The organism is Fimbriimonadaceae bacterium (genome assembly GCA_019638775.1).
Lineage (GTDB): Bacteria > Armatimonadota > Fimbriimonadia > Fimbriimonadales > Fimbriimonadaceae > JAHBTD01.
Map to the genome: position 1 here is coordinate 550,116 of JAHBTD010000002.1, position 24,920 is coordinate 575,035.

The 24,920-nt window shown below is 52.6% G+C and carries 23 protein-coding genes; 9 read left to right on the forward strand and 14 right to left on the reverse strand.

All coding sequences use genetic code 11. The annotated features are described in order from the left end of the window. Window positions 1-53: 53 nt before the first annotated feature. Entirely contained in the window at window positions 54-1,379 is a 1,326-nt protein-coding gene (locus KF784_08730; GenBank protein MBX3119135.1) for an aminotransferase class III-fold pyridoxal phosphate-dependent enzyme, read from the forward strand. Window positions 1,380-1,479: 100 nt separating this feature from the next. On the opposite strand, the gene KF784_08735 is transcribed toward KF784_08730, so the two are convergent. Then, the gene (locus KF784_08735) at window positions 1,480-2,136 is read right to left on the reverse strand and encodes a PEP-CTERM sorting domain-containing protein (protein ID MBX3119136.1); all 657 of its coding nucleotides are present in this window, start codon (window positions 2,134-2,136) and stop codon (window positions 1,480-1,482) included. Between the two features lie 233 nt (window positions 2,137-2,369). On the opposite strand from KF784_08735, the gene KF784_08740 reads away from it, so the two are divergent. Beyond that, complete coding sequence (locus KF784_08740) at window positions 2,370-2,942, forward strand: hypothetical protein (GenBank protein MBX3119137.1); 573 nt, start codon at window positions 2,370-2,372, stop codon at window positions 2,940-2,942. On the opposite strand, the gene KF784_08745 is transcribed toward KF784_08740, so the two are convergent. Continuing rightward, window positions 2,939-3,847, reverse strand: a complete 909-nt coding sequence (locus KF784_08745) for an AraC family transcriptional regulator (GenBank protein MBX3119138.1) — start codon at window positions 3,845-3,847, stop codon at window positions 2,939-2,941. The genes KF784_08740 and KF784_08745 overlap by 4 nt on opposite strands. 109 nt (window positions 3,848-3,956) lie before the next feature. Beyond that, a complete protein-coding gene (locus tag KF784_08750; protein ID MBX3119139.1) occupies window positions 3,957-4,841 on the reverse strand; it encodes an AraC family transcriptional regulator in 885 nt (294 codons plus the stop codon). A 457-nt stretch (window positions 4,842-5,298) separates the two neighbouring features. Here KF784_08750 and groES point away from each other — a divergent pair, with 457 nt between their 5' ends. From groES to KF784_08770, 4 genes are all read left to right on the forward strand, one after another. Continuing rightward, the gene (groES, locus tag KF784_08755) at window positions 5,299-5,589 is read left to right on the forward strand and encodes a co-chaperone GroES (protein MBX3119140.1); all 291 of its coding nucleotides are present in this window, start codon (window positions 5,299-5,301) and stop codon (window positions 5,587-5,589) included. A 33-nt stretch (window positions 5,590-5,622) separates the two neighbouring features. After that, complete coding sequence (locus tag KF784_08760) at window positions 5,623-6,045, forward strand: four helix bundle protein (GenBank protein MBX3119141.1); 423 nt, start codon at window positions 5,623-5,625, stop codon at window positions 6,043-6,045. Between the two features lie 89 nt (window positions 6,046-6,134). Further along, on the forward strand, window positions 6,135-7,763 hold the full coding sequence (gene groL, locus KF784_08765) for a chaperonin GroEL (protein ID MBX3119142.1): 1,629 nt from the start codon (window positions 6,135-6,137) through the stop codon (window positions 7,761-7,763). 155 nt (window positions 7,764-7,918) lie between these two features. Further along, entirely contained in the window at window positions 7,919-8,482 is a 564-nt protein-coding gene (locus tag KF784_08770; GenBank protein MBX3119143.1) for a four helix bundle suffix domain-containing protein, read from the forward strand. 69 nt (window positions 8,483-8,551) lie between these two features. Here the strand turns inward: KF784_08770 and KF784_08775 are convergent, their stop codons facing one another. After that, window positions 8,552-9,439, reverse strand: a complete 888-nt coding sequence (locus KF784_08775; protein ID MBX3119144.1) for a PEP-CTERM sorting domain-containing protein — start codon at window positions 9,437-9,439, stop codon at window positions 8,552-8,554. A gap of 180 nt (window positions 9,440-9,619) precedes the next feature. On the opposite strand from KF784_08775, the gene KF784_08780 reads away from it, so the two are divergent. Both KF784_08780 and xth read left to right on the forward strand, forming a co-directional pair. Further along, window positions 9,620-10,216 carry a hypothetical protein gene (locus tag KF784_08780; protein MBX3119145.1) on the forward strand — a complete coding sequence of 199 codons (597 nt, stop codon included), beginning with the start codon at window positions 9,620-9,622 and terminating at the stop codon, window positions 10,214-10,216. Window positions 10,217-10,344: 128 nt separating this feature from the next. Continuing rightward, entirely contained in the window at window positions 10,345-11,118 is a 774-nt protein-coding gene (xth, locus tag KF784_08785) for an exodeoxyribonuclease III (protein MBX3119146.1), read from the forward strand. 26 nt (window positions 11,119-11,144) lie between these two features. On the opposite strand, the gene KF784_08790 is transcribed toward xth, so the two are convergent. The 3 genes from KF784_08790 to KF784_08800 all read right to left on the reverse strand — a co-directional run bounded on the left by KF784_08790 (window position 11,145) and on the right by KF784_08800 (window position 12,767). Continuing rightward, window positions 11,145-11,354 carry a hypothetical protein gene (locus tag KF784_08790; protein ID MBX3119147.1) on the reverse strand — a complete coding sequence of 70 codons (210 nt, stop codon included), beginning with the start codon at window positions 11,352-11,354 and terminating at the stop codon, window positions 11,145-11,147. 247 nt (window positions 11,355-11,601) lie between these two features. Beyond that, window positions 11,602-12,180 carry a hypothetical protein gene (locus KF784_08795; protein ID MBX3119148.1) on the reverse strand — a complete coding sequence of 193 codons (579 nt, stop codon included), beginning with the start codon at window positions 12,178-12,180 and terminating at the stop codon, window positions 11,602-11,604. Window positions 12,181-12,209: 29 nt separating this feature from the next. After that, window positions 12,210-12,767 carry a hypothetical protein gene (locus tag KF784_08800; GenBank protein MBX3119149.1) on the reverse strand — a complete coding sequence of 186 codons (558 nt, stop codon included), beginning with the start codon at window positions 12,765-12,767 and terminating at the stop codon, window positions 12,210-12,212. Window positions 12,768-13,002: 235 nt separating this feature from the next. On the opposite strand from KF784_08800, the gene KF784_08805 reads away from it, so the two are divergent. Further along, the gene (locus KF784_08805; protein MBX3119150.1) at window positions 13,003-14,646 is read left to right on the forward strand and encodes an HD domain-containing protein; all 1,644 of its coding nucleotides are present in this window, start codon (window positions 13,003-13,005) and stop codon (window positions 14,644-14,646) included. Between the two features lie 12 nt (window positions 14,647-14,658). On the opposite strand, the gene KF784_08810 is transcribed toward KF784_08805, so the two are convergent. The 7 genes from KF784_08810 to KF784_08840 form a co-directional block, all read right to left on the reverse strand. Then, on the reverse strand, window positions 14,659-16,155 hold the full coding sequence (locus tag KF784_08810; protein MBX3119151.1) for a DUF1800 domain-containing protein: 1,497 nt from the start codon (window positions 16,153-16,155) through the stop codon (window positions 14,659-14,661). A 74-nt stretch (window positions 16,156-16,229) separates the two neighbouring features. Next, the gene (cdd, locus tag KF784_08815) at window positions 16,230-17,177 is read right to left on the reverse strand and encodes a cytidine deaminase (GenBank protein ID MBX3119152.1); all 948 of its coding nucleotides are present in this window, start codon (window positions 17,175-17,177) and stop codon (window positions 16,230-16,232) included. Between the two features lie 153 nt (window positions 17,178-17,330). Beyond that, the gene (locus KF784_08820) at window positions 17,331-19,133 is read right to left on the reverse strand and encodes a hypothetical protein (GenBank protein ID MBX3119153.1); all 1,803 of its coding nucleotides are present in this window, start codon (window positions 19,131-19,133) and stop codon (window positions 17,331-17,333) included. Next, entirely contained in the window at window positions 19,133-19,510 is a 378-nt protein-coding gene (locus KF784_08825) for a hypothetical protein (GenBank protein ID MBX3119154.1), read from the reverse strand. The genes KF784_08820 and KF784_08825 overlap by 1 nt, the downstream gene beginning before the upstream one ends. 159 nt (window positions 19,511-19,669) lie before the next feature. After that, the gene (locus KF784_08830) at window positions 19,670-20,350 is read right to left on the reverse strand and encodes a DUF4397 domain-containing protein (protein MBX3119155.1); all 681 of its coding nucleotides are present in this window, start codon (window positions 20,348-20,350) and stop codon (window positions 19,670-19,672) included. An 87-nt stretch (window positions 20,351-20,437) separates the two neighbouring features. Then, entirely contained in the window at window positions 20,438-23,152 is a 2,715-nt protein-coding gene (gene ppdK / locus KF784_08835) for a pyruvate, phosphate dikinase (GenBank protein MBX3119156.1), read from the reverse strand. A 114-nt stretch (window positions 23,153-23,266) separates the two neighbouring features. Further along, on the reverse strand, window positions 23,267-24,898 hold the full coding sequence (locus KF784_08840) for a TIGR04141 family sporadically distributed protein (protein MBX3119157.1): 1,632 nt from the start codon (window positions 24,896-24,898) through the stop codon (window positions 23,267-23,269). Window positions 24,899-24,920 lie beyond the last annotated feature (22 nt).

Sequence of the window (24,920 nt, forward strand, 5' to 3'; positions counted from 1 at the left end):
GAATCACTGACCCGGCTGGTACCACTAGAGATGTGATCTCCCCGGCAGCTGAAATGAAACCAACCACTTTTCCCGGTCCAATCTCCAAAGCCATGCTCGACGAGCTCCACAGCTACGTCATCTTGGAGCCGTATCCCTTCGTGCTGGATCTTGAGAAGTGCGAAGGGATCAAAGTTATGACCGTGGATGGGCAGGAGCTTCGCGACTGGTGCTCCTATTTCGGGTCAAAGCTGATAGGGCACAATCACCCCCGACTCTATGAGGCCGATTATGTGAAGCGCTTGGCTCTCGCCGCAAACAACAAAGTCGCCAATCCGGACTTTCTCACCCCGCAATGCTTGGAGTTTTATCGGCTGCTGCACAAACTCGCGCCCGAATCTATGAAGGGACCGACCCTTGAGATGTATGCGGTCAATTCTGGTGCGGAGGCGGTTGAGAACATGATGAAGTTCTTCGTCGCCAAATTCCACGCCAAGAAGCTGAAAGCGGGGAAGTCGGTGACAAACCGACGCTTTGTGTATTTTGATCGCGCCTTCCACGGGCGCACAGTCTATGCACTTGGCGTGACCCATACGATGGATCCGGTCGGCACAAAAGACTTCCACGGGCTGATGACGGGCGGGAATGTGAAACTGCCATTCCCAGCGATCGACAATGACGAGACACCAGCCGAAAACATGCGCCGCACCGTAGAGGCGCTCCAGATGGCGGAGATGACTCTCAAGCAAATGGCCCACGAGATCGTAGGGATTATCGTTGAGCCGTTGCAGGGCGCTGGGGGGAATCGGGTCGCTCTTCCTGAGTTCTTCCGAGGTTTGAGCGAGCTTGCGCACAAATACGACGTTTATCTTGGATTTGATGAAGTGCAGACTGGACTTGGCGCGACGGGCAAGATGTTCGCCATCGACCACTTTGATCTCCCCCATCCACCAATGGCTATAGCAACCGGGAAGAAGTTCGGTTCTGGCGTGGTGTATATGCGCGAACCTCTGGAGGATGTAGGAGTGCTCGACTCTACTTGGGGCGGCACACTCGCCGACATGGTGCGCGTCGTGCAGGAGTACAAGATCGTTGAGGAGGAAGGGCTTATCGCCAAAGCTGCTGAAAATGGGGAATACCTTGCCGAAAAGCTACGCGGCCTGCAAGCGATGCATCCCGACCGAGTGATGAACATTCGCGGCATGGGCCTCTACCAGGCTTTCTCCTTGACGACAGACGAGTTAAAAGGTCAGTTGATAAAGACAGCACGTGAACAGTTTGGACTATTGCTGCTTGGGGCTGGCGAGCGGACCGTGCGAATGCGTCCCAATTTGAGCGTTACGCGAGAAGACATTGACGAATTGGTAATGCGGTTGGATCAGACTCTGCAGTCGCTTTGATTCAGGAGCCTTTGGCGTACTTGCAACTTCGTAAAAAAGGTGGGAGCGCCAAGCACAAGTGCCGGCGCCCCTTGTTGGTTGGGTTTATTGAATGATCAGTCTATAAAGCGCGTTTTCGTCGTCTCGCGGCGAGGACGCCGATGCCGCCTACCAAAAGGCAGATCGAGCTTGGCTCTGGAACAGCCTCAACTTGAAAGTTATCGATGTACTGACCTAGGATCAACTCCGATCCAGGTGGGATAGGGAATCTGCGGGTGATTTGTGAACCGATCGAATACTGTCGAGTTTCCGTTGCCGTAAAGAATCCCTCAAGCTTGCCGTATTCGGTCGTCATCGTAAAGATGTTCATAGTGTCCGCCTCAGCGATAGAGGCTCCATCCACAATCAGGTTGAACTTCCCACCGTCGAAGTTGTCAAAGACGAAGTAATTGCGCGCAGCCCAGTCGTGAGAGAAGCGATACGTCGTTCCTGCTTCGAGAAGAAGGTTCTGAGTTACAGTGATTCCACGATAGATATTCGATTCGTTTGTGATCTGTCCTACACTGAATCGAGCAGCAAGGGACACGCCCCCAGGCTCGGCATCATTCATATCAAACGGAACGACGGCATGAAATTTATAGGTGCCGTTGGTTGTTGTAGCGATATTCCAGCCCGTCATCGTTCCGCCCTCGAAATCACCATTGATAAATGCCTGCGACACTCCTTGTGCAGAGATTAGAATTGCCAGCCCTGGCAGTCCATATTTGAGAATTTTCATTTTTCACTTAACCTTCGGAGCGTTGTTCATCAAGCTCTCAACAGTCGGTATGCCCGCCAAGACGTGTTACATCCTGGTTTTTAAGGGGCTGTCTGTAGCGGGCATCAATAGGTTAGCCACGCATTTCGAATCCTGATTAGCCGCTGGTGCGCGGATGCATAGATTGCCGCTTTTAGCGTTGCTTGGGGGAATATCTTAAAGGAGATTCTGGCGAATGACAGAAGAGATACAGAGTGTCTGACGATGCTGTCGAGTTATCCGAGAAATCCTTTTCGGTTGAAGTACTGGTCGATCAAGATTTGTACTGGCGGATGGGTAAATCCTACGTTTCACGGTTGCTGCTTTCAAGCAGAATCATAAGCTGGCTAACTTATCCCGCGACGGTTGCTTCAATTAGTGCACTCACTGCGGTTTTCGTGTTTTCTGGCAACCCCCTTTCCACTGAGATGTATTTGTGGTTTGCCATAGCGGTCTTTGTTGTGACGTTCATTCAAGGTATTGCGGCAAGTTATGGCAAGACTCAGGATGGGTCTCGGTTTTACATGACTCCTGCGAAGTACACCTACCGAATCGACGACACCGGGCTACGGATGTTGAGTCCGTCCAAAAGTGAATGGTTCAATCCGTGGGATCAATTCGTTCAAATGGAATCAACACCCGTCGCACTACTTTTACAAACAACTCACGATGTCCTTTACCTGTCGAGAGCGCACCTTAACGACGAGGTCGAAGCATATATCGCGGAGAAGATAGAACATCTCAAGCCTAATCTGGTGAGTCCATGCGAACGGATTCAGATGGCCTAACGCCCGGGCTCTAAGTCGATCTCAAGACCAATGTAGATTCGTATGGGCGGGTCAGCGTGGAGTGCGGGACAGATCAGAGATTCCTCGTAAGCCGGTACGTTGTGAGGACGTGCACCAATAGAGGGAATCCAGTGTCTCGACATACGACACCAAGTGTCGTTTCCAGCCTCTCCACAGAAAAAGTCTTTTGAGCGAACGTATGTCCCGGCTGGCATCTTCCCACACTCTAGTCCAGGTTCAACCAGGCCGTCAGGGCGTACCACACACAGGTCGAGTCGTAGCTGTTCGATGGGTGTCCTGTCAATCGAATCATGGTAGATAGCGAGGTAGCGGGTCCCGGCGGGCATGTTCCGATCTCTTAGGATAGTATCGTAAAGGTCGATCCATCGCTGCCGGACGTTTGAGTAGCTTCCCATGATTCTTTTACGTCCGACCGTAAAGCCATCAACCCCAATGATCTCGACTTCGGGTCCTCGATTTGTAAGTTCAACGGGACTGTATGCGGATACAGCGGATGTCGCTCTCCAATGAAAGCCGCAGTCTGAGGGGAGTTGCCAATCAATCTCTTTTTTGGCTCTCATGGTCGAGGGAAGAGTTCCGAAGGCTTTCAAAAACGCTCGGGTGAAGCTAGGGCTGTCTTGGTAGCCTGCTTCAAAACCTATCGCTCCAATCGCGATTTTCGTATTGAGAAGCCTGTGAGCAGCCCTTTCGAGCCGGATTCGGCGGAGGAACTCGGACGGGGACTCCCCGGTTTGAGCACGAAAGACACGGGCAATGTGCCAACGGGATAAACCCGCTGTGTGGGCCAAGTCAGGAATTCGCAAAGGCCCACATGGATGGGTGAGGACGAAGTCGAGTATTCGCTGGACAATCCTTCCGTGCATGTGCCGAGTTTGAATTCTCATAGATCGGCTCCTTGGGTTCGTGTTGGGGTCATCTCATAGGAAGGTTAGCCGTCATCTACGGCTTGCGATTAGCATTTCTTGCGCGAATCAATTCAAGCACGCTTAATGATCATTGCGACCCAAGATCGATCTCTAAGCCGACATAGAGCCTCATCGGGAACTGCTCGCTTGCCGCTGGACATACGAACGATTCTTCGAAGGATGGAACATTCTTTGGGCGTGATCCACTCTTAGGTACCCAATGGCGCAGCATTGGGCACCAGGCCATACTTGCTGGCTTCGCACAAAGCAACTCCTTCGTCCGCACATAGGACCCGGCTGGCATTACCCTTGGCTTAAGTCCAGGCTCAATCCTTCCATCTGGGCGCACGACGCACAAATCTATTCGGAGCTCGTCGGCGGGCACATTCTCTGGAGAGTCATTGTAGAGGGTTAGGAATCTTGTACCGTGAGGCAAGACTCTGTCCTTCAGCTCATTTGCGAACAGCTCTTTCCATCGCAGATGGGCCTTGTGATAGCTTCCATGGACTCTATGTGCGCCAAAGGAGAAGGCATCAGCGCCAAGGATCTCCACATCCGCTCCATCCTTTTGAAGATCAACCGGGCTGTAAGCGGCAAACTCGGGATGCGGTTGCCAATGGATTTCGGCAGCTGAAGGCAGCCTCCAATCTGACAGGCTTGAAGCACGAAATGCAGAGGGAGTCATTCCAAAAGCCTTGATAAAACCCCTCGTGAAGCTGGGGCTGTTTTTGTAGCTTGCCTCCTTGCCAATCTCGGCTATGCAGATGAAGGAGTTTAGAAGTCGGTGAGCCGCGCGTTCAAGGTGGATACGACGTAGAAAGTCGGAGGGCGCCTCGCCAGTTTGAGCGCGGAAGACTCGGGCCATATGCCAACGCGATAGGCCTGCGGTCAGGGCGAGATCAGGAATATTAAGTGGCCCGGACTGATAGTGAGTCACGGCTTCGATCATGCGCTGTACGATCCTGCCGTGCATGTGTCGAGTTTGTGTTCTCATCTGATTTCAATGAAGGTTGCTGTCAAATACTTACGAGCAATACCCAGCACGCAACCATCACTCGCGAGTAAGACGTAGTGAAGGCTGATGCACGTTCGGCTTGGCACGCCGCAATACTACGGTCAGACTCTCAAGAGCTTGTCTGGGGATAGCTTTGTGGGGACCGAAGCCGCAAAGAAGTTGATTGACGGTTTGAAAGGATAGGAGCTGACCACGGAGGGCAGCGCCTCGTCACCGCCGGTTTTGTGAGTGTGTGAATCTACTCATGCTTACGTTTACGCACACTCACACCAAACAAAAACGCAGATATGGCCTTTAGCACTCACGGTCCCAATTTGCCAATTCCACCTTGCCTGATTAGAGTCTGCGAGCGTATAATTTAGCAGTCCCAACTTGGGACTGCTAAAAAATTTCAATTCGGAGGAAATGAACATATATGTCAAAACTACGACCGCTTGGAGATAAGGTCGTCGTGCAGATTGTCGAAGCCAGCGACAAGACGGCAGGGGGAATTTTCCTTCCTGATTCTGCCCAGAAGAAGCCCCAGGAGGGCAAGGTTATCGCCGTCGGCGACGGACGCATTCTTGACAACGGAGACCGCGTGAAGCCGAGTGTAAAGGAGGGCGACAAGATCATCTTCAGCAAGTACGGCGGAAATGAGGTCACGCTCGAAGGAGAGGACTACACCATCCTGAGCGAGGATCAGATTTACGCTGTTGTGAAGTGAGCGTAAGGATTGTAAAGGGTAAGAGTTGTAAGGATGGAGGGTACGAAAGCAAAGGGAGGATTCAAAGACCTTGATGTTTGGCAACTCGCACGCGAGTTAGTCGCCGAAGTCTACGAACTCACACTTCGCTATCCGCAGAACGAGCAATACGGCATCATCAGCCAGCTCCGACGTGCCGCCATCTCGATCCCTTCAAACATCGCAGAAGGTTGGGGGCGAAACACGGATGCTTCCTTCGCGCAGTTCCTGAGAATTGCCCGAGGGTCGCTGAACGAAGTCGAGACACTTCTCATCCTTTCGGTCGATTTGAATTTGGTGCAGGCAGAGGAGATTTCAAGGATCGAAACGAACATCGACGATCTTGGCAGAAAGCTCTATAACCTGACGAATCGGCTAACAGTCGGAAGAGTCCGAGAAGAAGTCGCCACGTACGGCTCGGACAACGGAGGGTTCTGACTTCCGTCACTTACAATCCTTACCCCTTACAACCTTTACCACTTCTACCACCCAAACAGAGATTTCAAAAACAAGGAGAAACAAAAAGAATGCCAGCAAAAAACTTACTTTATGATGAAAACGCACGTCGTGCGCTTGAGCGCGGCGTCAACAAAGTCGCCGATGCAGTTAAGGTCACCCTCGGCCCCAAAGGCCGCAATGTCGTCCTCGATAAGAAGTGGGGAAGCCCCACCATCACCAAGGACGGCGTCAGCGTTGCCAAGGAGATCGAGCTCGAAGATCCTTATGAGAACATGGGCGCCCAGCTCTGCAAGGAAGTTGCGTCCAAGACCAACGATGTTGCCGGAGACGGCACCACCACCGCCACCGTTCTGGCCCAGGCTATCGTTAACGAAGGTCTTCGCTACGTTGCTGCCGGTGGAAACCCGATTGCTGTAAAGCGCGGAATCGACAAGGCTGTTGAGGCTGTCGTCGCCGACATCAAGAAGTCTTCCCAGCCGATCAAGGACAAGGCGCAGGTCGCTTTCGTTGCCACCATCGCCGGAAACGACGATGAGATCGGCAAGCACGTGGCCGAGGCTATGGACAAGGTTGGCAAGGACGGCGTTATCACCGTCGAAGAGTCGAAGGGCCGTGAGACGAACCTTGAAGTTGTCGAAGGTATGCAGTTCGACCGAGGCTACATCAGCCCCTACTTCGTCACCGACCCCGAGCGCATGGAAGCGGTTCTTGAGAACCCGATCATCCTCATCCACGAGAAGAAGATCAGCAACGCGCAGGAGTTCCTGCCGTTCTTGGAGAAAGCCGCTCAGGCTCGCAGGCCACTGCTTCTCATCGCAGAGGATATCGAGGGCGACGCCCTGGCAACCATCGTTCTGAACAAGATCCGTGGCGTCCTTCAGGTCGCTGCCGTCAAGGCTCCTGGTTTCGGCGATCGCCGCAAGGCCATGCTCGAAGACATTGCCGTGCTCACAGCCGGACAATTCATCAGCGAGGACCTCGGCACGAAGCTTGAGAACGTTTCCATCGACATGCTCGGCACCGCGAAGAAGATCATCATCACCAAGGAAGAGACGACGATCATCGAAGGCGCGGGCAAGAAGGCCGACGTCATGGGCCGAATCGCTCAGATCAAGGCTCAGATTGAGAAGACCGACAGCAACTACGACCGCGAAAAGCTGCAAGAGAGACTTGCCAAGCTCAGCGGCGGTGTGGCGGTCATCAAGGTCGGCGCAAGCACTGAGACCGAGCTTAAAGAGAAGAAGCACCGCTACGAGGATGCCCTTTCGGCAACCCGTGCAGCAGTTGAAGAGGGAATCGTCGCTGGTGGCGGCGTGACGCTCCTGGCTGCGGCTGGCGCTCTGGATAAGTTGAAGCTGGAGGGCGACGAGCAGACCGGTGTGAACATCGTGAAGCGCGCGCTCGAGCAGCCTCTGCGCACCATCGCCGAGAACGCGGGCCTTGAGGGCTCCGTAATCGTCGAGAAGGTTCGCGGCGCGAAGGCTGGTTTCGGTCTGAACGCTGTAAACGGCGAGATCGTGGATATGGTCAAGTCCGGCATCGTCGATCCGGCAAAGGTGACGCGGTCAACGGTGCAGAATGCGGCGTCGATTGCAGGCCTGGTGCTGACGACGGAAGCGTTGGTTGTGGAGAAGCCCGAGCCGAAGAAGTCAGCCCCGGCAATGCCCGGCGGCGGCATGGACGGAATGGATTTCTAAGAGAGAAGTTCAACGTTCGGCAGAGTGCTAGCACACTGGAAAATAAGTCCTGTAGGTCATATACGTCCTATAGGACTTATCCTTTTTAGAGGCGCTTGAAACAAATGTCTACTGATATATTGACATCCTCATTGCCTGTCTGATAGCCTGAAAGTGTGAAAGACGACACGCCTCTGATCGGTCCTCACGGCGGTTATCGCGGCCTCAAAGCCTATCAGATGGCAGAACTGGTCTACGATTCAACGGTCGCTTTCACCAGGCTCTACATTGATAAGAAGTCACGCACGGTGGACCAGATGGTGCAGGCCGCAAGAAGCGGCAAACAGAACATTGCCGAAGGAAGCATGGCTTCCGGCACTTCAAAAAAGATCGAACTCAAACTGGTCGGTATAGCACGCGCCAGCCTCGAAGAGCTTCTTCTGGACTATGAAGACTTCCTTCGACAGAACAATCTGGAGTGCTGGCTCAAAGAACACGCCAAGGCACGGTACATTCGCAAGCTATCATACAGGGAAGATAGGTCCTATAAGACATATAAGGCATACATTGAAGAGAAAGGCCCTTCGAACGCAGCCAACACTGCGATCTGTATCATCCACCAAACGAATTACCTCCTCAATCAACTTTTGAGACAGTTGGAACAGCAGTTTTTAACGGAGGGTGGTTTTACAGAAAAACTCCATAAAGTACGTACCGACTATAGGAAGCTCCGCATATAGCTTTCAAAGCAAACAGCCGCCTCCTATATCTAGGAAGCGGCTGAGCAAACTATGCTCGGTAACGGTTTCTTACTTTTTCTTTCGCCGACGCAGGGCCAAAGCCGAAACACCTGCAATCATCGCGATCATCGTCGCTGGCTCTGGTACCGGATCGAGCAGATCCAGATACCGCCCACCGCCAGCATAAACCTGCGAAGAGCCGCCAGTGTTGACGTCGAAGATGTGAGCGCCTGCGCTGTTTGTCCACATGATGTTTCCGTTACCCAACTGATGAACGCCTCGCGCGCCGGAGGCCGTAAAGGAGCTGATGAGAGCGCCAGTATTGGGGTCCAAGCGGACAATATTGTTCGACGAGAAGCCAGCGACCAAAACATCGCCGTTCAGCGCGTAGTCCATCTGCTCACCAAAGTTCAGGGAAGCCGAGTTGTGGAAGGTACCAAGTGACGATCCAGCGAGCGAATATCGGTGTACGTCGTCGTTTGCGCTGGAAGAGCTGACCAGCATTCCACCTTGGTGAGAAAGGATTCCGAAGGGACTCGGCGCGTTCGGAGTAAGGAAGTGGCCAAGGCTGCCTCCCGAGGTATCGAACATACGCACGGCAGCGCCGGGAGCGCCATTGCCCGTGCCTGCATTAGTGACGAAAACCGTGCCACCGATCAGGCCCATGCCGCGAATGTTATCCAGCGCGCCACTAATGGAACCAAGGGACGTACCCGTAAAGCTCCACCGCGAAACTCGATCACCAATCTGCTCGGAGACCCAAATCTCGTTGCCGACTTGCATGGCGTGGATTTGAGTCCCGCCAGCGAGGGCGAACATGTTTGAGTTCACCACACTGCCGTTAAATGGATCGAAGGCGACGAGCCTGTTGTTCGTGCTATCCGGCATGATGAGCATTTGTGCGTTCGCGCCAGCCACCACGAACATCGCCCCAAGGAACAGAGAAACTCTTTTCATATTTAAATCCCCGATAAAGATATTCTAAATTTAACATAAAGTACAAATGTTAAGTCCTGTTAAATTTGCCAGGTAACTGGGGGATATCTAAAAGGGTTGTATTACGTGCAGATTGTCGTGCAGATGCTGCTCGGAGCTTGCTACATGTCGTATAACAAAGCAAAGCCATAGGAATGCAAAATGTTTGATTCAATTTCTCGAAGATCTCTGCTCGCAGCCGGAACAGGGCTAGCCTTTGCCTCGGCGACGACCCTGGCGCGTGGTCAGGACCAAGCCAAGCCCGCCGGTCCCACAGAAGCGCCTTTTGAGCGTGACTATCCAGCGCCCGGTTTCGCACCGGCCTGGAAGAGGCCACAGATCAACCGGCAGCTCATACAGGACTTCATCATCTACGCTCACTCCGACCTGGACATGACCAAGAAACTACTCGACAAAGAGCCGATGCTGATCAACGGTTTCATCGACTGGGGCGGCGGAGATTGGGAAAGTGGCCTCGGTGGAGCGTCTCATATGGGAAGGCACGACATCGTGGAGGTTTTTCTTGAGCGTGGCGCGCGGATCGACATCTTTACGGCGGCTATGATGGGGCAGCTTGAAGCAGTCAAAGCATTCCTCACACTACAACCCAAGCTTATTGATGCTCGGGGACCGCACGGCTTCAATCTGCACTTTCATGGGCAGTTGGCAGGGAAGAAGGCAGACGAGATGGTGGCGTATCTGCAGTCGGTGAAGAAGATTGAGCTGAAGCCAAATCCGTTTGTCAGACCGCCGGAATGATCCTGGGGTCACTGATTCTTCCTGGTACAGCTACAAACTGATCACACCTCATCGCACCTGACATACTGCCTTGCGATTTGAAAGGGTGCGCGATCATACTCCGCACCTCAGAGCGTAAAATGTAGCCCATGAAGTTCGCTACGTTCAACGCCAATTCCATCCGCGCACGCCTAGACATCACTCTCGATTGGCTAGCCGAAAACGAACCAGACCTGCTCGCCATTCAAGAGACCAAGGTTGAAGATGACAAGTTTCCGGTTAGCGCCTTTGAGGATGCAGGATGGCATGTGGCGATTCACGGGCAGAAGAGCTACAACGGCGTCGCGCTTGTGACACGCGAGCCCCTTGGTGGCGTAACGACCGGTTTTGGCGATCCGCTGATGCCGGAAGACTGCCGGATCATCGCCGTCGACTTCCAGGGCATTCAGGTCATCAATACGTACGTGCCAAACGGCTCTGCCGTCGGTTCTGAGAAGTTCGAATACAAAATGAAGTGGCTGGCGAAGTTTGCCGATTGGGTGGCAAGCCATTACTCTCCTACTCAGCATGTGCTCTGGATGGGAGATATCAACATCGCGCGGCATCCGGACGACGTTTTCGATTCTCCTAAGATGCTCAACACGGTTGGACATCATCCCGATGAGTTTGCCGCTCTAGATAAGATCACGGACTGGGGCTTTAGCGACATGTTCCGTAAGTTCACCCAAGGACCAGGTCACTATAGCTTCTGGGAATTTGTAATTCCCAAGTGTTTTGAACGAAATCTGGGGTGGCGAATCGACCACATTTACACCACGCGCGGGCTGGCTGATCTTTGCACAAGCTGTATCATCGACAAAGAACCGAGAGCGCTCGAAAAGCCAAGCGATCATACATTCGTCGTGGCTGAATTCGACTATTGAATCTTGTCGTGAGATTTGAGCCGAAGTTACGACCTGTCGCTTTCAACTGGCTGACTATCTTGATCGTATTGAATCGGCGGCTCTGACCTTTGCATCCTGCCGCAGCTTCGGAAGCCGCCAAGGAAGATGATTAAGATAAAGATCAAGTAGAAGGTGATTGGGCTAACGCGGAAGATGCGTGAGACAGACCGTTTGATGTCGTGAAGGATTGCCCGCCCTCGAATGGGGATCTGCATCTTTCCGCATTCTGGGCAGCGCGGTCCGGCAGGTCCCATTACTGTACATTTGACGCAGATGGGACGATCACATCGCCCACAGCGCAGTCGCGTTGCCGTTTTTTTGTGCCGATAACAGAAGACATCGTCCTCTAGGGGTGCAGCGGGCGTGGCTTCATATTGTGTGAAATCGAGCCCGCATCGTCCGCAGAAGCGGTTCTCATCCACGTTCTCTTTAGCACAGCGCGGGCAAACCATTTCTACGTCGCTACCGATCCTCCGCCGAACCATCGTTCGCGAACGCCTTGAGGTAGGGTTTTAGCTCAGCAATGACCTCGGTCCTTGTCCCAGCAATTTGTCCAATCCCTATCGAAAGAGCGTTACCAGTGGAGCTTTGCGCTTGAACGGCTGCGTCATCTGAGGGTCTTTCTCGTAGAGCGTCATCGGTTAAAGAGATCAGTATCTCGGGAAAGAGGCTGTCTTGACTTACTCGGAGATACTTGACGCGATCCCACGGCACCGTTCCAAGATTGTTGTAACTGGATATGAAGCCCTTTGGAGTTAAGATAAGGATAGGCTTCCGATCACGAGCGGCACGATAGCTGAAGATCATCATGATCGCCAGCAACACGGTCGGCAATAGAGCTACACCGAGATAAAGTTGTCCCTTGGTGCTTCCAGCCATCTGCTGCCAAACGATGGCAACCAAACCAACCGACGCGACGATCATTCCGATGCAAAGGATGATGGCCCGCTTCGCGAATAGTGAGTTTGACTTGAGTACGACCGTTGGCGCTTCAAGAAAACGCGGTACTTCCTGTTCGGTCCTCTCAGTGCTACTGGCCATCAGTGATGATTGTATTCTATCGGCTGGGGCTATGAGCGGTCACGGACCGCCCCCGATTCTAATTGGACGTGAAAAATCGTCTGACTGCGCGAAGGGTTTACGTTAGACACCCGGACGTTCGCAACGTGGGCCTTGATTGGCATTTCCCAATCTTCCGATAAACGGCGTAGCCTCTCAACCAGAACGGGGTTGTAGTTCTCGCCTAGGGGCACGAGCGGAACCCAACTGCCGGGCTCGTACTCTTTGCGCGGCGACTGCCCAACTTTGCGCAGAAAGGAATATATGCCGACATGGGCTTGTTTCAATTCTGGAGTCTCATCACAGGTCAAGCCAGCGATCCGGGGATCACATCCAGCGCCAACGCCGGAAAGATTTAAGTCAAACGGTTTCAAACCCATCGCGTATCTCTTGATTTCCAAGCGCATATGTGATGCGTCGAGCTGCCCGAACACTGCGAGTGGAATGCTCGCCTTGTAACCGACACGCTCAATATATGTTGGAAGGCCGGAAGCCTCAACGCGATCTAATAGAGCCTTCACTGCCAATGCCCCAGGATCATCTATTTCAAGTTCAATTACATATGGCATCGTCTATATCCACTGGTCATTCTTATGATAGATGAAACTTCGGCGATGAATTCCTTAACAATTGTCCTTAAACAGGTGAGAATCACGTCTTTTTAACCCGAGAATATTGCGGGGAGAGCTTCCACTTGCAAGAACTGCAAGTGAATCAACTCAAAGCAGGTGCGTACGCATGACTAAGCATGCGTAACTTAAGATGGTTCGATTCGAGGGAACCGACGAACGGAAAGGAAGAGGCATGCGCTCGGTGCGATTTCGCATCGTAGCGCTTTTTGTGCTTGTCGCAGCGGCTTTTGCGGTTTGTACGACGGCTTGGCATATGTCAGAGCAAGAAAACCTTTTGCACCTCGTTGACGCATCGCGCAAAGAACGACTGCGTGTGTATTCCAGCGTTCTCGATACACGGCTAAAACAGCTTGACACAACGATCCTAGATTACACACTCTGGGACGACTTTGCGGACTATATATCGACACGTGACCAAAAGTTCATCTCCGAGCAAGTTAACACCTCTACGAACACGATGCATACATCGGCATTGTGGGTTTTTGACTCCGACGGAAAACTCATTCACTCCTATTCTGTTGCGGACACTGCCGATCTCTTTGGCAAGTCCATGTCCCCTTCGTTTGTCAAGGACAAGTTTACGAGCCGTCAAAATGTAAGTCGCTTCTTCATCAAGCACGAAGACCACTATGACGAGATCGTAGGGACATCAATTCACGGCTCTGATGACCTTGAGCGATCAGGCAAAGTCTACGGCTACTTCATTGTTTCCCGACCTTGGCGTGTGTCCGATTTAGCATCACTTGGGGAGCTTGCAAATGCAGAAGTCAGCTTCAAGGAGTACGCCGCAAACTCAGACAAGAGCAAAACATCTGCACAACAAAAGCTTATTCCAACTTCTGAATCAAAGCCCTTGCTTGGTCCAAGTGGAGAGCCCGTCGCATTTGTACACTTCTCAGCGCCAAACAAGCTCGCATGGGAAATGCGTTCTAGTTTGAGTAGAGCAACAAGCATCATTCTCCTCTTTGCAGGAACGATGACCGGGCTTGTCTTCCTGTGCATTCTCCTTTGGGTAGGAAGGCCGCTCAAGTCCATCTTGGTCGGATTAGAGAGCGACGATCCAGAACGCTTAAAAAGGATGATCGAAAAGGACGATGAGTTTGCGCGAATTGCACTCCTCATACGCGCGTTTTTTGATCAACGCGACTCCATCGCCCGACATAATGTCGACCTTGAAAACCGCGTCGTTCAACGTACTGAAGCTCTTCAAAACGCCTATGACTCAACTATTGAGGGCTGGGCAAAGGCGCTTGATCTGCGCGATCATGAGACGGAGGGGCATAGCCGCCGCGTCACCGAGTTTTCTTGCTACATTGGCGAACAGATGGGCCTTACCGAGGACCAGCTCATCCATCTGAGGCGCGGCGCACTACTGCACGATATTGGCAAAGTTGGGATTCCCGACTCAATCCTTCTCAAGGAAGGTCCGCTCACGCAAGAGGAACGCAAGATCATGGAGACACATCCTGTACTTGCATACAATATGCTCAAGGACATCCCGTTTATAGAAGAGGCTCTCCCCGTAGCCCTTTATCACCACGAGCGATGGGATGGGAAGGGATATCCTGACCGGCTAAAAGGGGACAGCATTCCCTTGCTGGCTCGCATCTTTGCACTTGCCGACGTTTGGGACGCGCTGAGGTCAGACCGACCTTATCGAAAGGCTTGGAATGAGGCCAAGGTGCGCGAACACATAAAATCCCTTTCTGGAACCCATTTTGATCCCAGAGTAGTCGAAGTTTACCTTGCGACCTCTCCTGATCAGCTCGCAGAGATTCGCCGTGGTTCTTTACCACCAGAAGAAGAAGCTGCTTAAGTGTCACTGAGATTAGCAAAGCTGAAACTCAGGAATCCCAAACATTATCTGGCTCAATCGGGCAAAGAGATTTGCTGCGCGATTCTTTTCCGAAAGGGCAGCTAATCCACCGTGCTTGGTACAAGCCTCGACGAGAAGCGCTCGCCGGTCGGTTGTGAGTGGCACGTCCAGAATATCGGCAAGCCCAACCACGATGTCATCCGGCGTTTTGACCTTATCGTCAGTTAAGAGCTTTGCTGCCATGAGCACCGCGAACGGGCGGTCTTCGCCTCCTCCCCAGAAAATCACTCCAGAGAGCTTCACTCTTTGCAGCAAGCTATCGGTGCTTAGCCAAGCCTCACCCCAATCCCAGCCCGCGACATTCGGTGGAAGCAACAAAGACATTCCTTGCAGGGTCATCAAGTAGTGCAATCCAGCCCCGCCGTCACGCATTGTCTTAGGGACAGGTGTGAAGTCGTCCTTGGGTTTGCCGTAAGCGTCTAGCAGTCCTGGTCCTAAGGCAAAACAGCGATAGAGGCCCGCGGTGAAGTCAACTGGGCTCTTCGGCAACTGTCCGACGCATTGCGTTGACCAAAACTCTGGGTCCTCCACGATGGCTGTCAACACCGCTCGAATGTTTCCGTCCGACTGCTTCCAGGCTCTCGTCAGTCTTTCGAGTGTCGAGTTGCTGATTTCCATCGACGCGAACCAATTCCACAGCTTCCTGCAGATGTACTTAGCCGTTGCGGGATGGTCGGCAGCGAGGTCCAAGACCTCTTCGGCGGTGAAGTTTTTGGTCTTGCCGAAAATCGTCTTCTCACCCTCGTCATGGATAGCCGGGACATAGCAGACGTTGAGAACGCCCATTTCGTGTCGAGCCGCCGTTTCGCGAAGAATATCAAATCGGGTCTCGATCCCTGTGCCGAGATAATGCAATGACCATCCTGTAAGTGCTCGGGCGGCCTCTTGAATATCCTTTTCTGTATAGTTGCCGACGCCCATCGTATAGAGCTCGAATAGCTCACGGGCGAAGTTTTCATTCGGAGCGATCTTATTGCTGGCATGATTATCCAGTGAGACGTACAGAGCTCCCTGGTGGAAGATCGCTTTTAGCAGATCGCGGAATTTGCCACGACCATGCGTCCGCAGAATCTCCAGATAGCTCGCCATTGTGGGCAATTCACCAATCTTTTCATAGTCTAAAGCAAAGTGATCGTGCCAAAAGACAGCAAGCTTTTCCTGCAACGGACGCTTGGTCATGAAGAGCCGCAAACCCCACCAAGCTGCCAAGCGATAAGCAGCGGGATCGATCTTGCCAGTATCGTCGGTGGCAAAAGACCAAGGGCTAACAGGGAATCCCTCATCGACGGTGTCGTCATAGAGCAGCGCCCGGACGGTACCGTCGTATCCGAGCTTTTCATAGGGCTGCCGGACGTATCTTCCCGCCCCGATCCCAAACCGCCTCAAGACATGACGGATCTTTTCGCCTTCGGTGAGCTTTGCCTGCATCGCTTGAATCCTCTTCGCCAAGTTCTTGTCCCCGGCTTCTCTCTTTATATCCTACAGAGACTGCTCAGAAATGCAAAGCGATGCAGGCGTTTGGACTACACTGGCACAGCGATGTACGTTTCTAACTTCACCTGACCTTTCGTATAGGCGCTCAGAACATCGGTCGTCGCGCCCACTTGATCCGCCGGAGGCGACTGGACTGTCACCAAAGCTGCCCTTTGAATCGACAACGCGCCGGGATTCTCCTGGCTCATGTTCATAAACGACAAGGCAGATTCCAAAGGAGACAAGCTTGGGTTATAGGCTGCATTTTCAGCATATCGACCTTGGAAGATCGCGCCACTCGTCGTCATCACGGCGCATCCGCAGTAACTCTTTGTGTACGGCGAATAACAACCTTGGGCGCCGGCAAGCGCTGCAAGTGCAAGCGGATCGTTAGAACCGCTTTGGAGCTTGAGCGCATGCGTGCAGTACTTCGGGTCCATCAGACCTCCTGTGAGGCCAAGATCGCGTGGCCCAAAAGCATCTGGAAGGTAATAGGTAAGTGGGTTCAGGGTGTAGTTATCCCCCTGCCCCGTGGGCAGCAGAATATTGAACTGAGGCTGTGTAACCAACTCATACAGGAATTGGCGGCAATAACCGCATGGTGCAGCAGAGATCGCAAGCGACTGGAGCCCCTGCTGACCGTTCAGCCACGCATTGTTCGTTGCGGCTTGTTCGGCGTGAACTGTGAAGCTGAGCGCCTGACCGACGAACTCAAAGTTGGCGCCCAGGTAGAGGCTTGACCAGCCTCCCACCGGCATACCTTGCGACACCGCGCCGACTCGGTAGTTTGAGACAGGCACGATGGCGTAAGTGGCGGCAACAGGCAAAAGCTGTATCATCAACGTGCCTATCTCCGCACCGATGGTCGTGCAAATCTTCTCCACACGATCGGCTGTCAAGACGCCGTTAGTTGTTTTGATGGTTGCGATATCGTCGCGGACGCTTGACGGAAACGCGGCAAGCGCCTCGTCGAACGAAGTTTGTTGAATGGTTGTCATTTGTGTCCTCCCCTAAAGGTACAGACTCATGATAAGCCAAAATCGCGGTGAAGGAAAGTGTGCTGAGCTTAGACGAGCTAACGCAACAAGTCCAAGAAGAACAGGCGGGACATCCAAATGGGAGTCCTGCCTGTTCAGTCATTATGCCAAAAATTAGGTTCGGACGGGGAGTCGGAACCCAATCCAATAATAGCCACGCCCTAGGCCGATGTTGTATCCGTAGCCTCCGATAAGCCGGTCGTCTAAGAATGAAGCCCCAAGCCCAATACCAAACTCTTGCTGGTCGTTCCCATCCTGATCAAGGAAAGCCAGCGAGGGCCCGATGCCAAATGACATGAGCCGGTTCGCTTGCAGGCTTTTGCGCGTGCCCATCTTGAACACGTCGGTGACGGCGATGCCATATCTCAATCCCGATCCTTCGGTCTTGCTAAAGAATCCTATCGTGATAAGACGGTCAGACCGCGTTCCGATCTTGTAGCAATAGAGTCGGATTGATGGGTAATCCTTGAGAACGGCATCATCCTGCCCCATGGCCTGTAGATTCAGTAACAGTTCATCTCCCGATACGAGGGTGTCAGATAAGGATCCAAGCTTTCCTTCGTCGTTCGTCAGTCTGACTATAGGCGAATTGACGTCTGTAAAGGACTCCCCGATCTGCTGCATCTTTGCGGCGAAATTGAGCCGCTGCAGAATGTTGCGGCTGAGCTTGGAAATCATCTGTGTCGCGTCGATAATCGTTTGCTTGAAAACGTTGGGCAGATCGCTGACCCAGCTTTGCAAACCTGCTACGATGGTCTTCGCTTGGATTTCAGCTTCGTTTGCGGTCGTAAGAAGTAGGCTCGTCAGATCAGTCCAAAGAGACTTTGCTTCGATTGGAAGCCCTTTCAGCTCTGATGCAATCGATTCAAAATCGCTCCTGATTTTTGAAGTAAATTGGATGAGATCGTTCGTTGGAGCCTGGCCTTGCAGTTTGCCGATCGTTGAGACGAGATCCTCCGCTTTAGTCTGCAGATCAGTGACTCGCTTTACAAAGTTATCGTATCTGTCTTTCGCCTGTTTCTTCGCCCCTTCAACCAGTCCCCATGCCTCGCCAAGTTTAGTCTTCAGTTCGTCGAGCTTTGCCTTTTGAGCATTGATGTTGCCATCAACAAGCCCTTTCAGCGCAGTCGCCTGTTGCTGAAGCTCGCCTTTGACACCATCAACTAAGGACTTCACAAAGTCGTCGACACTTGTTATCTTGTCGGATGGAAAAGCTTGCCGCAGCTTCTCAATCACTGCCAAATCGGCCGCCGTTAGCGGCTCAAGCGCCTTGACCTCATATCGGCGCGAAGCATCGTCGTCGCGAAAGTGCCGCAGATGAACACGAAGCCGGACACCAGCAGCTTGTAGGTCGGAGTAGATTTGCGATCCTTCAATGATCAACGTGTCTGAAATTGCAGCAACCGAAGCCATGACCGCATTTTCCGGATCGGCAAGTCTTGCTTTGCGGATAGCCTCGCTGATTTTTGTCTCAAGCTCGCTATTTTCTTCGAGCACGCCGATTACTGAACTGACGTACCCATTGAGCTTCGACGTGATGCGTGCAGTCTGTTCGACTGAGAACTGGCGTTCACTAGATAACGGGTTCAGAGATGTCTCATTGATGATCTTGAGCGCTTCGGAAATGACGTCCTGTCCAACGAGTCCGAGATTCAACACTTTGCTCAGGTATTCAAGCTTTTGAGACACCCTTTGCTTCTGTTCTGAGGTCGCTAAGTCCATAAACAGCCCTTTGGCATCGATCACGACCTCCAAATGTGTTCTCGTATCGATAACATGAGAATCCGCAAGCTTGATCCGATCACCCTTTGGTGTGATCTCCGTTATCGACTGGATGCGGTAGTCAGGACCGATCTGCGAACTGCCGAAAGCACTCAGTAGGGCAGTCAGTAGGCCGATCTGGAGTCGACGATTCATCAATGTCCGCCCCCTGATGCAATCAAGCAGGCGTTCAAAACTCGGATTTCACTGGTTGCTTGCGTGATGCTCAGCAGCTTCACAACGCTGTCATTCCAGTCGATAACGACGATTCGATGTCCAAATTCATCCCAATTGACCGTGTCACCGCCTGTTAGGGATTCCACAATCGGTCGAATGTGAGCCGGGTTTTTGGCAAGCATCGCAGAACATCGCATGAAGTCTTGCTTACAGAACCCACACGCCATGTCGAAGGCTTGTTGTGCGTTCACACCAAGACAAAGGACAATCCCCCAGTTAAGCTCTTGAAGAACCCCCCTCAGGGCGGCCTGCGCTTCATTCTCGGCATCAGGCAACGTGATACATTTTTCTGGCATTTTGCCTCCCGTGGCACCGTAGCACAATAGTTTGTGCATGCCTAAGTACCAGCATATCTAATAGAAGAGGGAGGAAGAAACAGAACTAACAAACGGTGATAATTTTTTCAATAAATCAGCACCTGCCTCCAATCACTTGGACAAAGTTAAGCAGGAGACTTAATCCGTATAAAGAACACCCTGCAAAGGCAATCCACCACCGTTCTTATCCACCGCTATCCACGTTTTGATGTTGCCAGCGGCAAGGGTAATCGTCCCGCTATCAAGGATAACGGTTTGGTTGTTCGCGCCGGTAATACGCACACGATAGCTTCCGGCGGGCCCTTCAAGGTAGCCGGTTTGACTGCCAAAAGCCATGTCGTTGAAATTCGGATTGAGTGGAAGAGGGTCAGCCGGAGCCGTAATGTAAACGTCTACGGGGCCAACGGCAGGTGCCGCAAAAACAAGCCTTAACTTCACGCTGCCGGTGGCAGGCGCTGACGTGTTATCGCTGAGCAAAAGCGTTCCAATTCCGGCGTTCGTGCCAACCAGCAAGAACGAAAGCTTCTCGTTTTGACCGGGCGTGATCGGCAGGGAAGTGACCAGATTTGACGTGCCGCTCACCAGGACGTCGATGTTTTGGGCCACTGACTTAGTGGTTTGATAGCTCCCCGCCTCCTTAAAGACCTTCCCAGTCGCAAGAGGATCGCCGCTAAAGTCGGCAAAAACATCCAGCGCAGGGCCATCGGCGACTAGGTGAATGAAACGGATTCGTGCGTTACCGGAATTAGCCGCGCCTCCGCAACCAAGCCCGGCGACAAGAAGGGAAGTAAGAAGTGTCAGGAAGAAAAGTCGCTTCATTAGATTAGGCTTAGGATACAGCAAACAGGCTTCTCAATGGGGTCACGGAGAAGCCTGTTTAGACGGAGAACGAATCCCCATTACCAATTACTTATCCAGCGTCACCTTAACCCGATCCCGAATCGCTGCCTGAGCAGCCGCAAGACGGGCAATCGGAACCCGGAACGGTGAACAGGACACATAGTCTAGGCCCAGTTCATGGCAGAAGTAGATCGACTGTGGATCGCCACCGTGCTCACCACAGATGCCACACTTCAAGCCTTCGCGGGACTTGCGACCTTCCTCAACCGCCATTTTCATCAGCCGTCCAACACCAGCAATGTCGATGGTTTCAAACGGGTTGACGGGGAGGATTTTCTGCTCGACGTAGCGCTGCAAGAACTTGCCCTCGGCGTCGTCTCGACTGTAGCCGAACGTCGTCTGGGTGAGGTCGTTCGTGCCGAAGCTGAAGAATTGGGCATACTCGGCGATCTCTCCGGCGGTCAAAGCTGCGCGGGGAATCTCGATCATTGTTCCGAAGGTGTAAGGGATTTTGACGCCCTGCTCCTTCACAACACTTTTAGCAACGCTCTCAAGCTGACCCTGCACAACCCTAAGCTCGTTCACGGTCGAAACGAGCGGAATCATAATCTCTGGAAGAATCGTCTTGCCTTGCTTGATCAGCTTGGCAGCGGCTTGCAGGATCGCCCGAGTCTGCATAACAACCAGTCCGGGGAGGATGATGGAGAGCCGAACGCCGCGCAAACCCAGCATCGGGTTCATCTCTTTCATCGATTCGACCTCGGCAAGCAGCTTCATCTTCTCCTCGTATTGCTTTCGCATCTTGGAGTGAGCGTCGTCGTTGGGCGTGGCATAACCCAATCGCGTCTTAAGCTCGGTCGTCTCTCGAACAAGCGTCTCGTGCGAGGGTAAGAATTCGTGGAGCGGCGGGTCGATAAGGCGAACGGTGACGGGCTTGCCCTCCATCACCTCAAAAATGCCTTCGAAGTCTCGCTGCTGAATGACTTCAAGCTTATCCAGCATCTCCTTGCGAACCGACTCATCCTTGGTGAGGATCATCTCTTGTACCAAGGGCAGTCGGTCCGACTCAAAGAACATGTGCTCCGTTCGGCAAAGGCCGATGCCTTCGGCGCCAAAGTCGAGGGCTTGCTTGGAGTCGCGAGGGTTGTCGGCGTTTGCCCGAACCTTCAGCACACGAATCTCATCTGCCCACGACATGAGCGTTCCAAAGGAGCCGCTAACTTCAGGAGCGATGAGCTTAAGCGAGCCAAGGTATACATTGCCGCTGCTGCCGTCCATCGTGATGGTTTCGCCATCTTTGACGATGTGCCCGCCGACTCGGAAATGCTTGCTGTGAGTGTCGACCTCCAGAGTTTCCGCACCTGCGACACAAGGAATTCCAAATCCACGAGCAACAACAGCCGCGTGGGAGGTCTTACCTCCACGCGCTGTGAGAACGCCCTGCGCGGCGAGCATGCCATGCACGTCGTCGGGGTTTGTTTCGTCGCGAACCAGAATCACCTTTTCGCCAGCTCCGCCGTGAACGCCGAGCTCAGCTGCCGTATCGGCATCAAAAACGGCCTTTCCAACGGCTGCACCCGGGGATGCCGCAAGTCCGGTGGCCAGCAGAGTTGCACCTTCCAAAGAGTCTGGGTCGATGCGGGGGTGCAAGAGTTGGTCAAGGTGCGATCCGGTGACGCGCTGGATAGCCGTCTCCTTGTCGATCAACCCTTCGCCCACCATCTCCACCGCCGTTCGCACTGCTGCCGGGCCGGTGCGTTTTCCGGCACGGCACTGGAGCATAAACAGCTTTCCGTGCTCGATGGTGAACTCAAGGTCTTGCATGTCCTTGTAATGCGCCTCAAGGAGGTCACACGTGCGGACGAATTCGGCATAGACCGCCGGATTCTGCTTCTCAAGCTCACTAATCGGGACTGGGGTACGCACGCCAGCAACCACGTCTTCGCCCTGGGCGTTCATCAAATACTCGCCAAAGAGGGCTTTTTCGCCGGTTGAAGGGTCGCGAGTGAAGGCAACGCCCGTGCCGCAGTCGTCGCCGGCATTGCCGTAGACCATCGACTGCACGGTAACAGCGGTACCGATCTCATCGGGAATCTTCTCCGTTCGGCGATAGATGATCGCACGATCGTTGTTCCAGCTTCGAAAGACGGCTTCCACCGAAAGAGCCAGCTGCTCGTAAGGGTCGGTGGGGAAGTCTCGCCCAGCCTTGGCCTTCACATGATCCAGAAACTGCTGCGAAATCTCCTTGAGGTGATCGGCGGTGAGGTCAAGGTCGTTCTTTGCCCCGACCTTTGCCTTGTACTTCGCAAAGATGTGCTCGTCGAATTCGTGCTTGCTGACTCCAAACGCGACATCGGAGAACATCATGATGAAGCGGCGATAAGAGTCGTACACGAATCGGGGATTATTGGTCTCTGCGATGAGGGCTTCGAGGGTGGTGGGGTTGAGGCCCAAGTTCAAAACCGTATCCATCATGCCCGGCATAGAGAACTTTGCGCCGGAACGTACGGACATCAGAAGCGGCTTGGTGGAGCCGCCAAAACTCCGGCCCATATGCTTCTCCACGTCGGCGACGGCGGTCTTGATCTCGTCAAAAAGTCCGGCGGGGAGCTGCTTGCCTGCTTCGTAATATTGGGTGCAGACTTCGGTGGTGATTGTAAAACCTGGGGGAACCGGGAGGCCGATGTTGGTCATCTCGGCGAGGTTCGCACCCTTTCCGCCGAGGAGGTCACGCATGGTTGCATTGCCCTCGCGGAAGAGAAAAACGCGCTGATTGCTCATATTTGATTGCTCGAGTTGGGGAGGTAAACGGTCCGGCTGGCGTCGTTGGCAATCGGAGGCGAGAATGGGGTGATTATACCTGGCGGGATTTTGAGGGCTGGGTTAAGGGTGGGTTCAGCTTGCCAAGGGCCTTGCCGTACGCAAAGAATCGTCTTTGACAAGGATCAGTGACGGTACGAATCCTGCTTGCGTTACTTGTGCTGCATACTCTGAGATGCAACTCAAGGTCCTCAATCCCGCAGTTTGAAGAAACAATTCGGGTCGCCTCAATATCAATACAATACCAACAACCCACGTTCCATTGGTTTCAATCGTAATTTGCTCTCCAAATATGACCGAAAAAGCCGTAGTTAATATCTCCCTTTGATGTGTATTCGTTCGAAGTTCCTCAGCGGCGTCAATAGCCTGCTCGCATACCTTCAATACTGGACCAAATGATTGACCGCGCTTGATGTGCAAGAGTGCTCGATGTCTGGACACCATGTCGGAATACTCTATTCGAGACACCCCGCCTTCCATCGGGAAAGTACGAAGATGAGTGCCGATTATATCGTCATTTTCGGCATTTCTAATATAAAGATCCTCACCATTTGCGGAATCCTCTTCAATATAGTGAGGCAGTGCAAGAGTCGATGAAATGGGCTCACTCTGTTGGATAAGTCTATTTATGTCTAGTCTCAATCCCTCAAGCACTCCTTCCTTTACACCAAACCAGGTATTGTCTTCAAAGATATAGCGTTCGGGAATCTGATGTCCTGGCTCTAATTCAATACAGAACAATTCTCGTATCGGACGATCGTGAGGCTTATTATCATCGTAAAGTGATCTTAGAATGATTTGGTCGCTTTCTCTAACATGTGGCAGATAGCTATTGTACGCGTTAAGCAAGTACTCGATGTCGAGCGGTATGTGACCCTTGCTTCTTGTCCGAATTATGAGTTCATGACCAGTTGCGTTCCAGACTTCATCTTCTGGTGTCCAGAGACTTATGGTTGCTGTATCAGCTTGAGCAATGCAATTCTCAAGGGCCGCGTTTAAAACCGAAAGAATATCAGGGTCATCCTCTTCCCAAATCTTATCCAACTCCTCTATCTGGTCATGAGCATGTTTGCCGCCGTTCCACCACGATTCAAGTAGATCAAGTGTGTTGAAGAGCGCTTCCACTGACGTCGGGGCAGGCAATCTCACGCCAGTGCCGCCTTGAATGATGAACGGGCGTTCAAGATCGACTTTTACTGCTAACTTGTTGATCCGATTTGCGAATTTTGGAAAATCAAATACTCTTAAGCTTCCTGCTTTTGAGCGACGCTCGGTACGACTCTTTGAGGAAACACCGTGTGAATAGGCACCGAATTCTCGTATCTCGCTTGTTGTGGCTGAATTAGCGGCAGTTACGACTCCAAATCTACGCTCGATGGTCAAGCGCTTTGCTGCGTGATGACCATGACTAAAGCTGACTGCAAAGAGGCTGTCCTTGTATTCGACAAGAAGCAAGGCGGAGTGAACAACATTCTTATGACTGCGATTTCGAAAAGTTGTATTCGCAACCGACTCAATGAACTCAAGCCATTGTGGTTCGTCAGGTCGGGCGACCTTATGGAACACAAAGATCCGACCAACACGGTCGCCATCCTGTACATCGATAGCCTCGTTATTAAATGGGATGCCGAATTTTTCGCTTATGCAACTCACGGAGTCGGCTACATTGGCACGAGGTTTCAGGCGAAAAAATGTTGCAACATCCATCTGTTCGATTATACGATTATTG

Excerpts from the sequence above, each read along its gene's own strand:
- KF784_08805 (MBX3119150.1), top strand. The coding sequence starts at position 13,003 with ATGCGCTCGGTGCGATTTCGCATCGTAGCGCTTTTTGTGCTTGTCGCA.
- KF784_08760 (MBX3119141.1), top strand. The coding sequence starts at position 5,623 with ATGGAGGGTACGAAAGCAAAGGGAGGATTCAAAGACCTTGATGTTTGG.
- KF784_08825 (MBX3119154.1), bottom strand. The coding sequence starts at position 19,510 with ATGCCAGAAAAATGTATCACGTTGCCTGATGCCGAGAATGAAGCGCAG.
- KF784_08790 (MBX3119147.1), bottom strand. The coding sequence starts at position 11,354 with ATGCAGATCCCCATTCGAGGGCGGGCAATCCTTCACGACATCAAACGG.
- ppdK (MBX3119156.1), bottom strand. The coding sequence starts at position 23,152 with ATGAGCAATCAGCGCGTTTTTCTCTTCCGCGAGGGCAATGCAACCATG.
- KF784_08830 (MBX3119155.1), bottom strand. The coding sequence starts at position 20,350 with ATGAAGCGACTTTTCTTCCTGACACTTCTTACTTCCCTTCTTGTCGCC.
- cdd (MBX3119152.1), bottom strand. The coding sequence starts at position 17,177 with ATGACAACCATTCAACAAACTTCGTTCGACGAGGCGCTTGCCGCGTTT.
- KF784_08775 (MBX3119144.1), bottom strand. The coding sequence starts at position 9,439 with ATGAAAAGAGTTTCTCTGTTCCTTGGGGCGATGTTCGTGGTGGCTGGC.
- KF784_08820 (MBX3119153.1), bottom strand. The coding sequence starts at position 19,133 with ATGAATCGTCGACTCCAGATCGGCCTACTGACTGCCCTACTGAGTGCT.
- KF784_08795 (MBX3119148.1), bottom strand. The coding sequence starts at position 12,180 with ATGGCCAGTAGCACTGAGAGGACCGAACAGGAAGTACCGCGTTTTCTT.
- KF784_08800 (MBX3119149.1), bottom strand. The coding sequence starts at position 12,767 with ATGCCATATGTAATTGAACTTGAAATAGATGATCCTGGGGCATTGGCA.
- KF784_08745 (MBX3119138.1), bottom strand. The coding sequence starts at position 3,847 with ATGAGAATTCAAACTCGGCACATGCACGGAAGGATTGTCCAGCGAATA.
- KF784_08780 (MBX3119145.1), top strand. The coding sequence starts at position 9,620 with ATGTTTGATTCAATTTCTCGAAGATCTCTGCTCGCAGCCGGAACAGGG.
- KF784_08750 (MBX3119139.1), bottom strand. The coding sequence starts at position 4,841 with ATGCACGGCAGGATCGTACAGCGCATGATCGAAGCCGTGACTCACTAT.
- xth (MBX3119146.1), top strand. The coding sequence starts at position 10,345 with ATGAAGTTCGCTACGTTCAACGCCAATTCCATCCGCGCACGCCTAGAC.
- KF784_08840 (MBX3119157.1), bottom strand. The coding sequence starts at position 24,898 with ATGGATGTTGCAACATTTTTTCGCCTGAAACCTCGTGCCAATGTAGCC.
- KF784_08730 (MBX3119135.1), top strand. The coding sequence starts at position 54 with ATGAAACCAACCACTTTTCCCGGTCCAATCTCCAAAGCCATGCTCGAC.
- groL (MBX3119142.1), top strand. The coding sequence starts at position 6,135 with ATGCCAGCAAAAAACTTACTTTATGATGAAAACGCACGTCGTGCGCTT.
- KF784_08735 (MBX3119136.1), bottom strand. The coding sequence starts at position 2,136 with ATGAAAATTCTCAAATATGGACTGCCAGGGCTGGCAATTCTAATCTCT.
- groES (MBX3119140.1), top strand. The coding sequence starts at position 5,299 with ATGTCAAAACTACGACCGCTTGGAGATAAGGTCGTCGTGCAGATTGTC.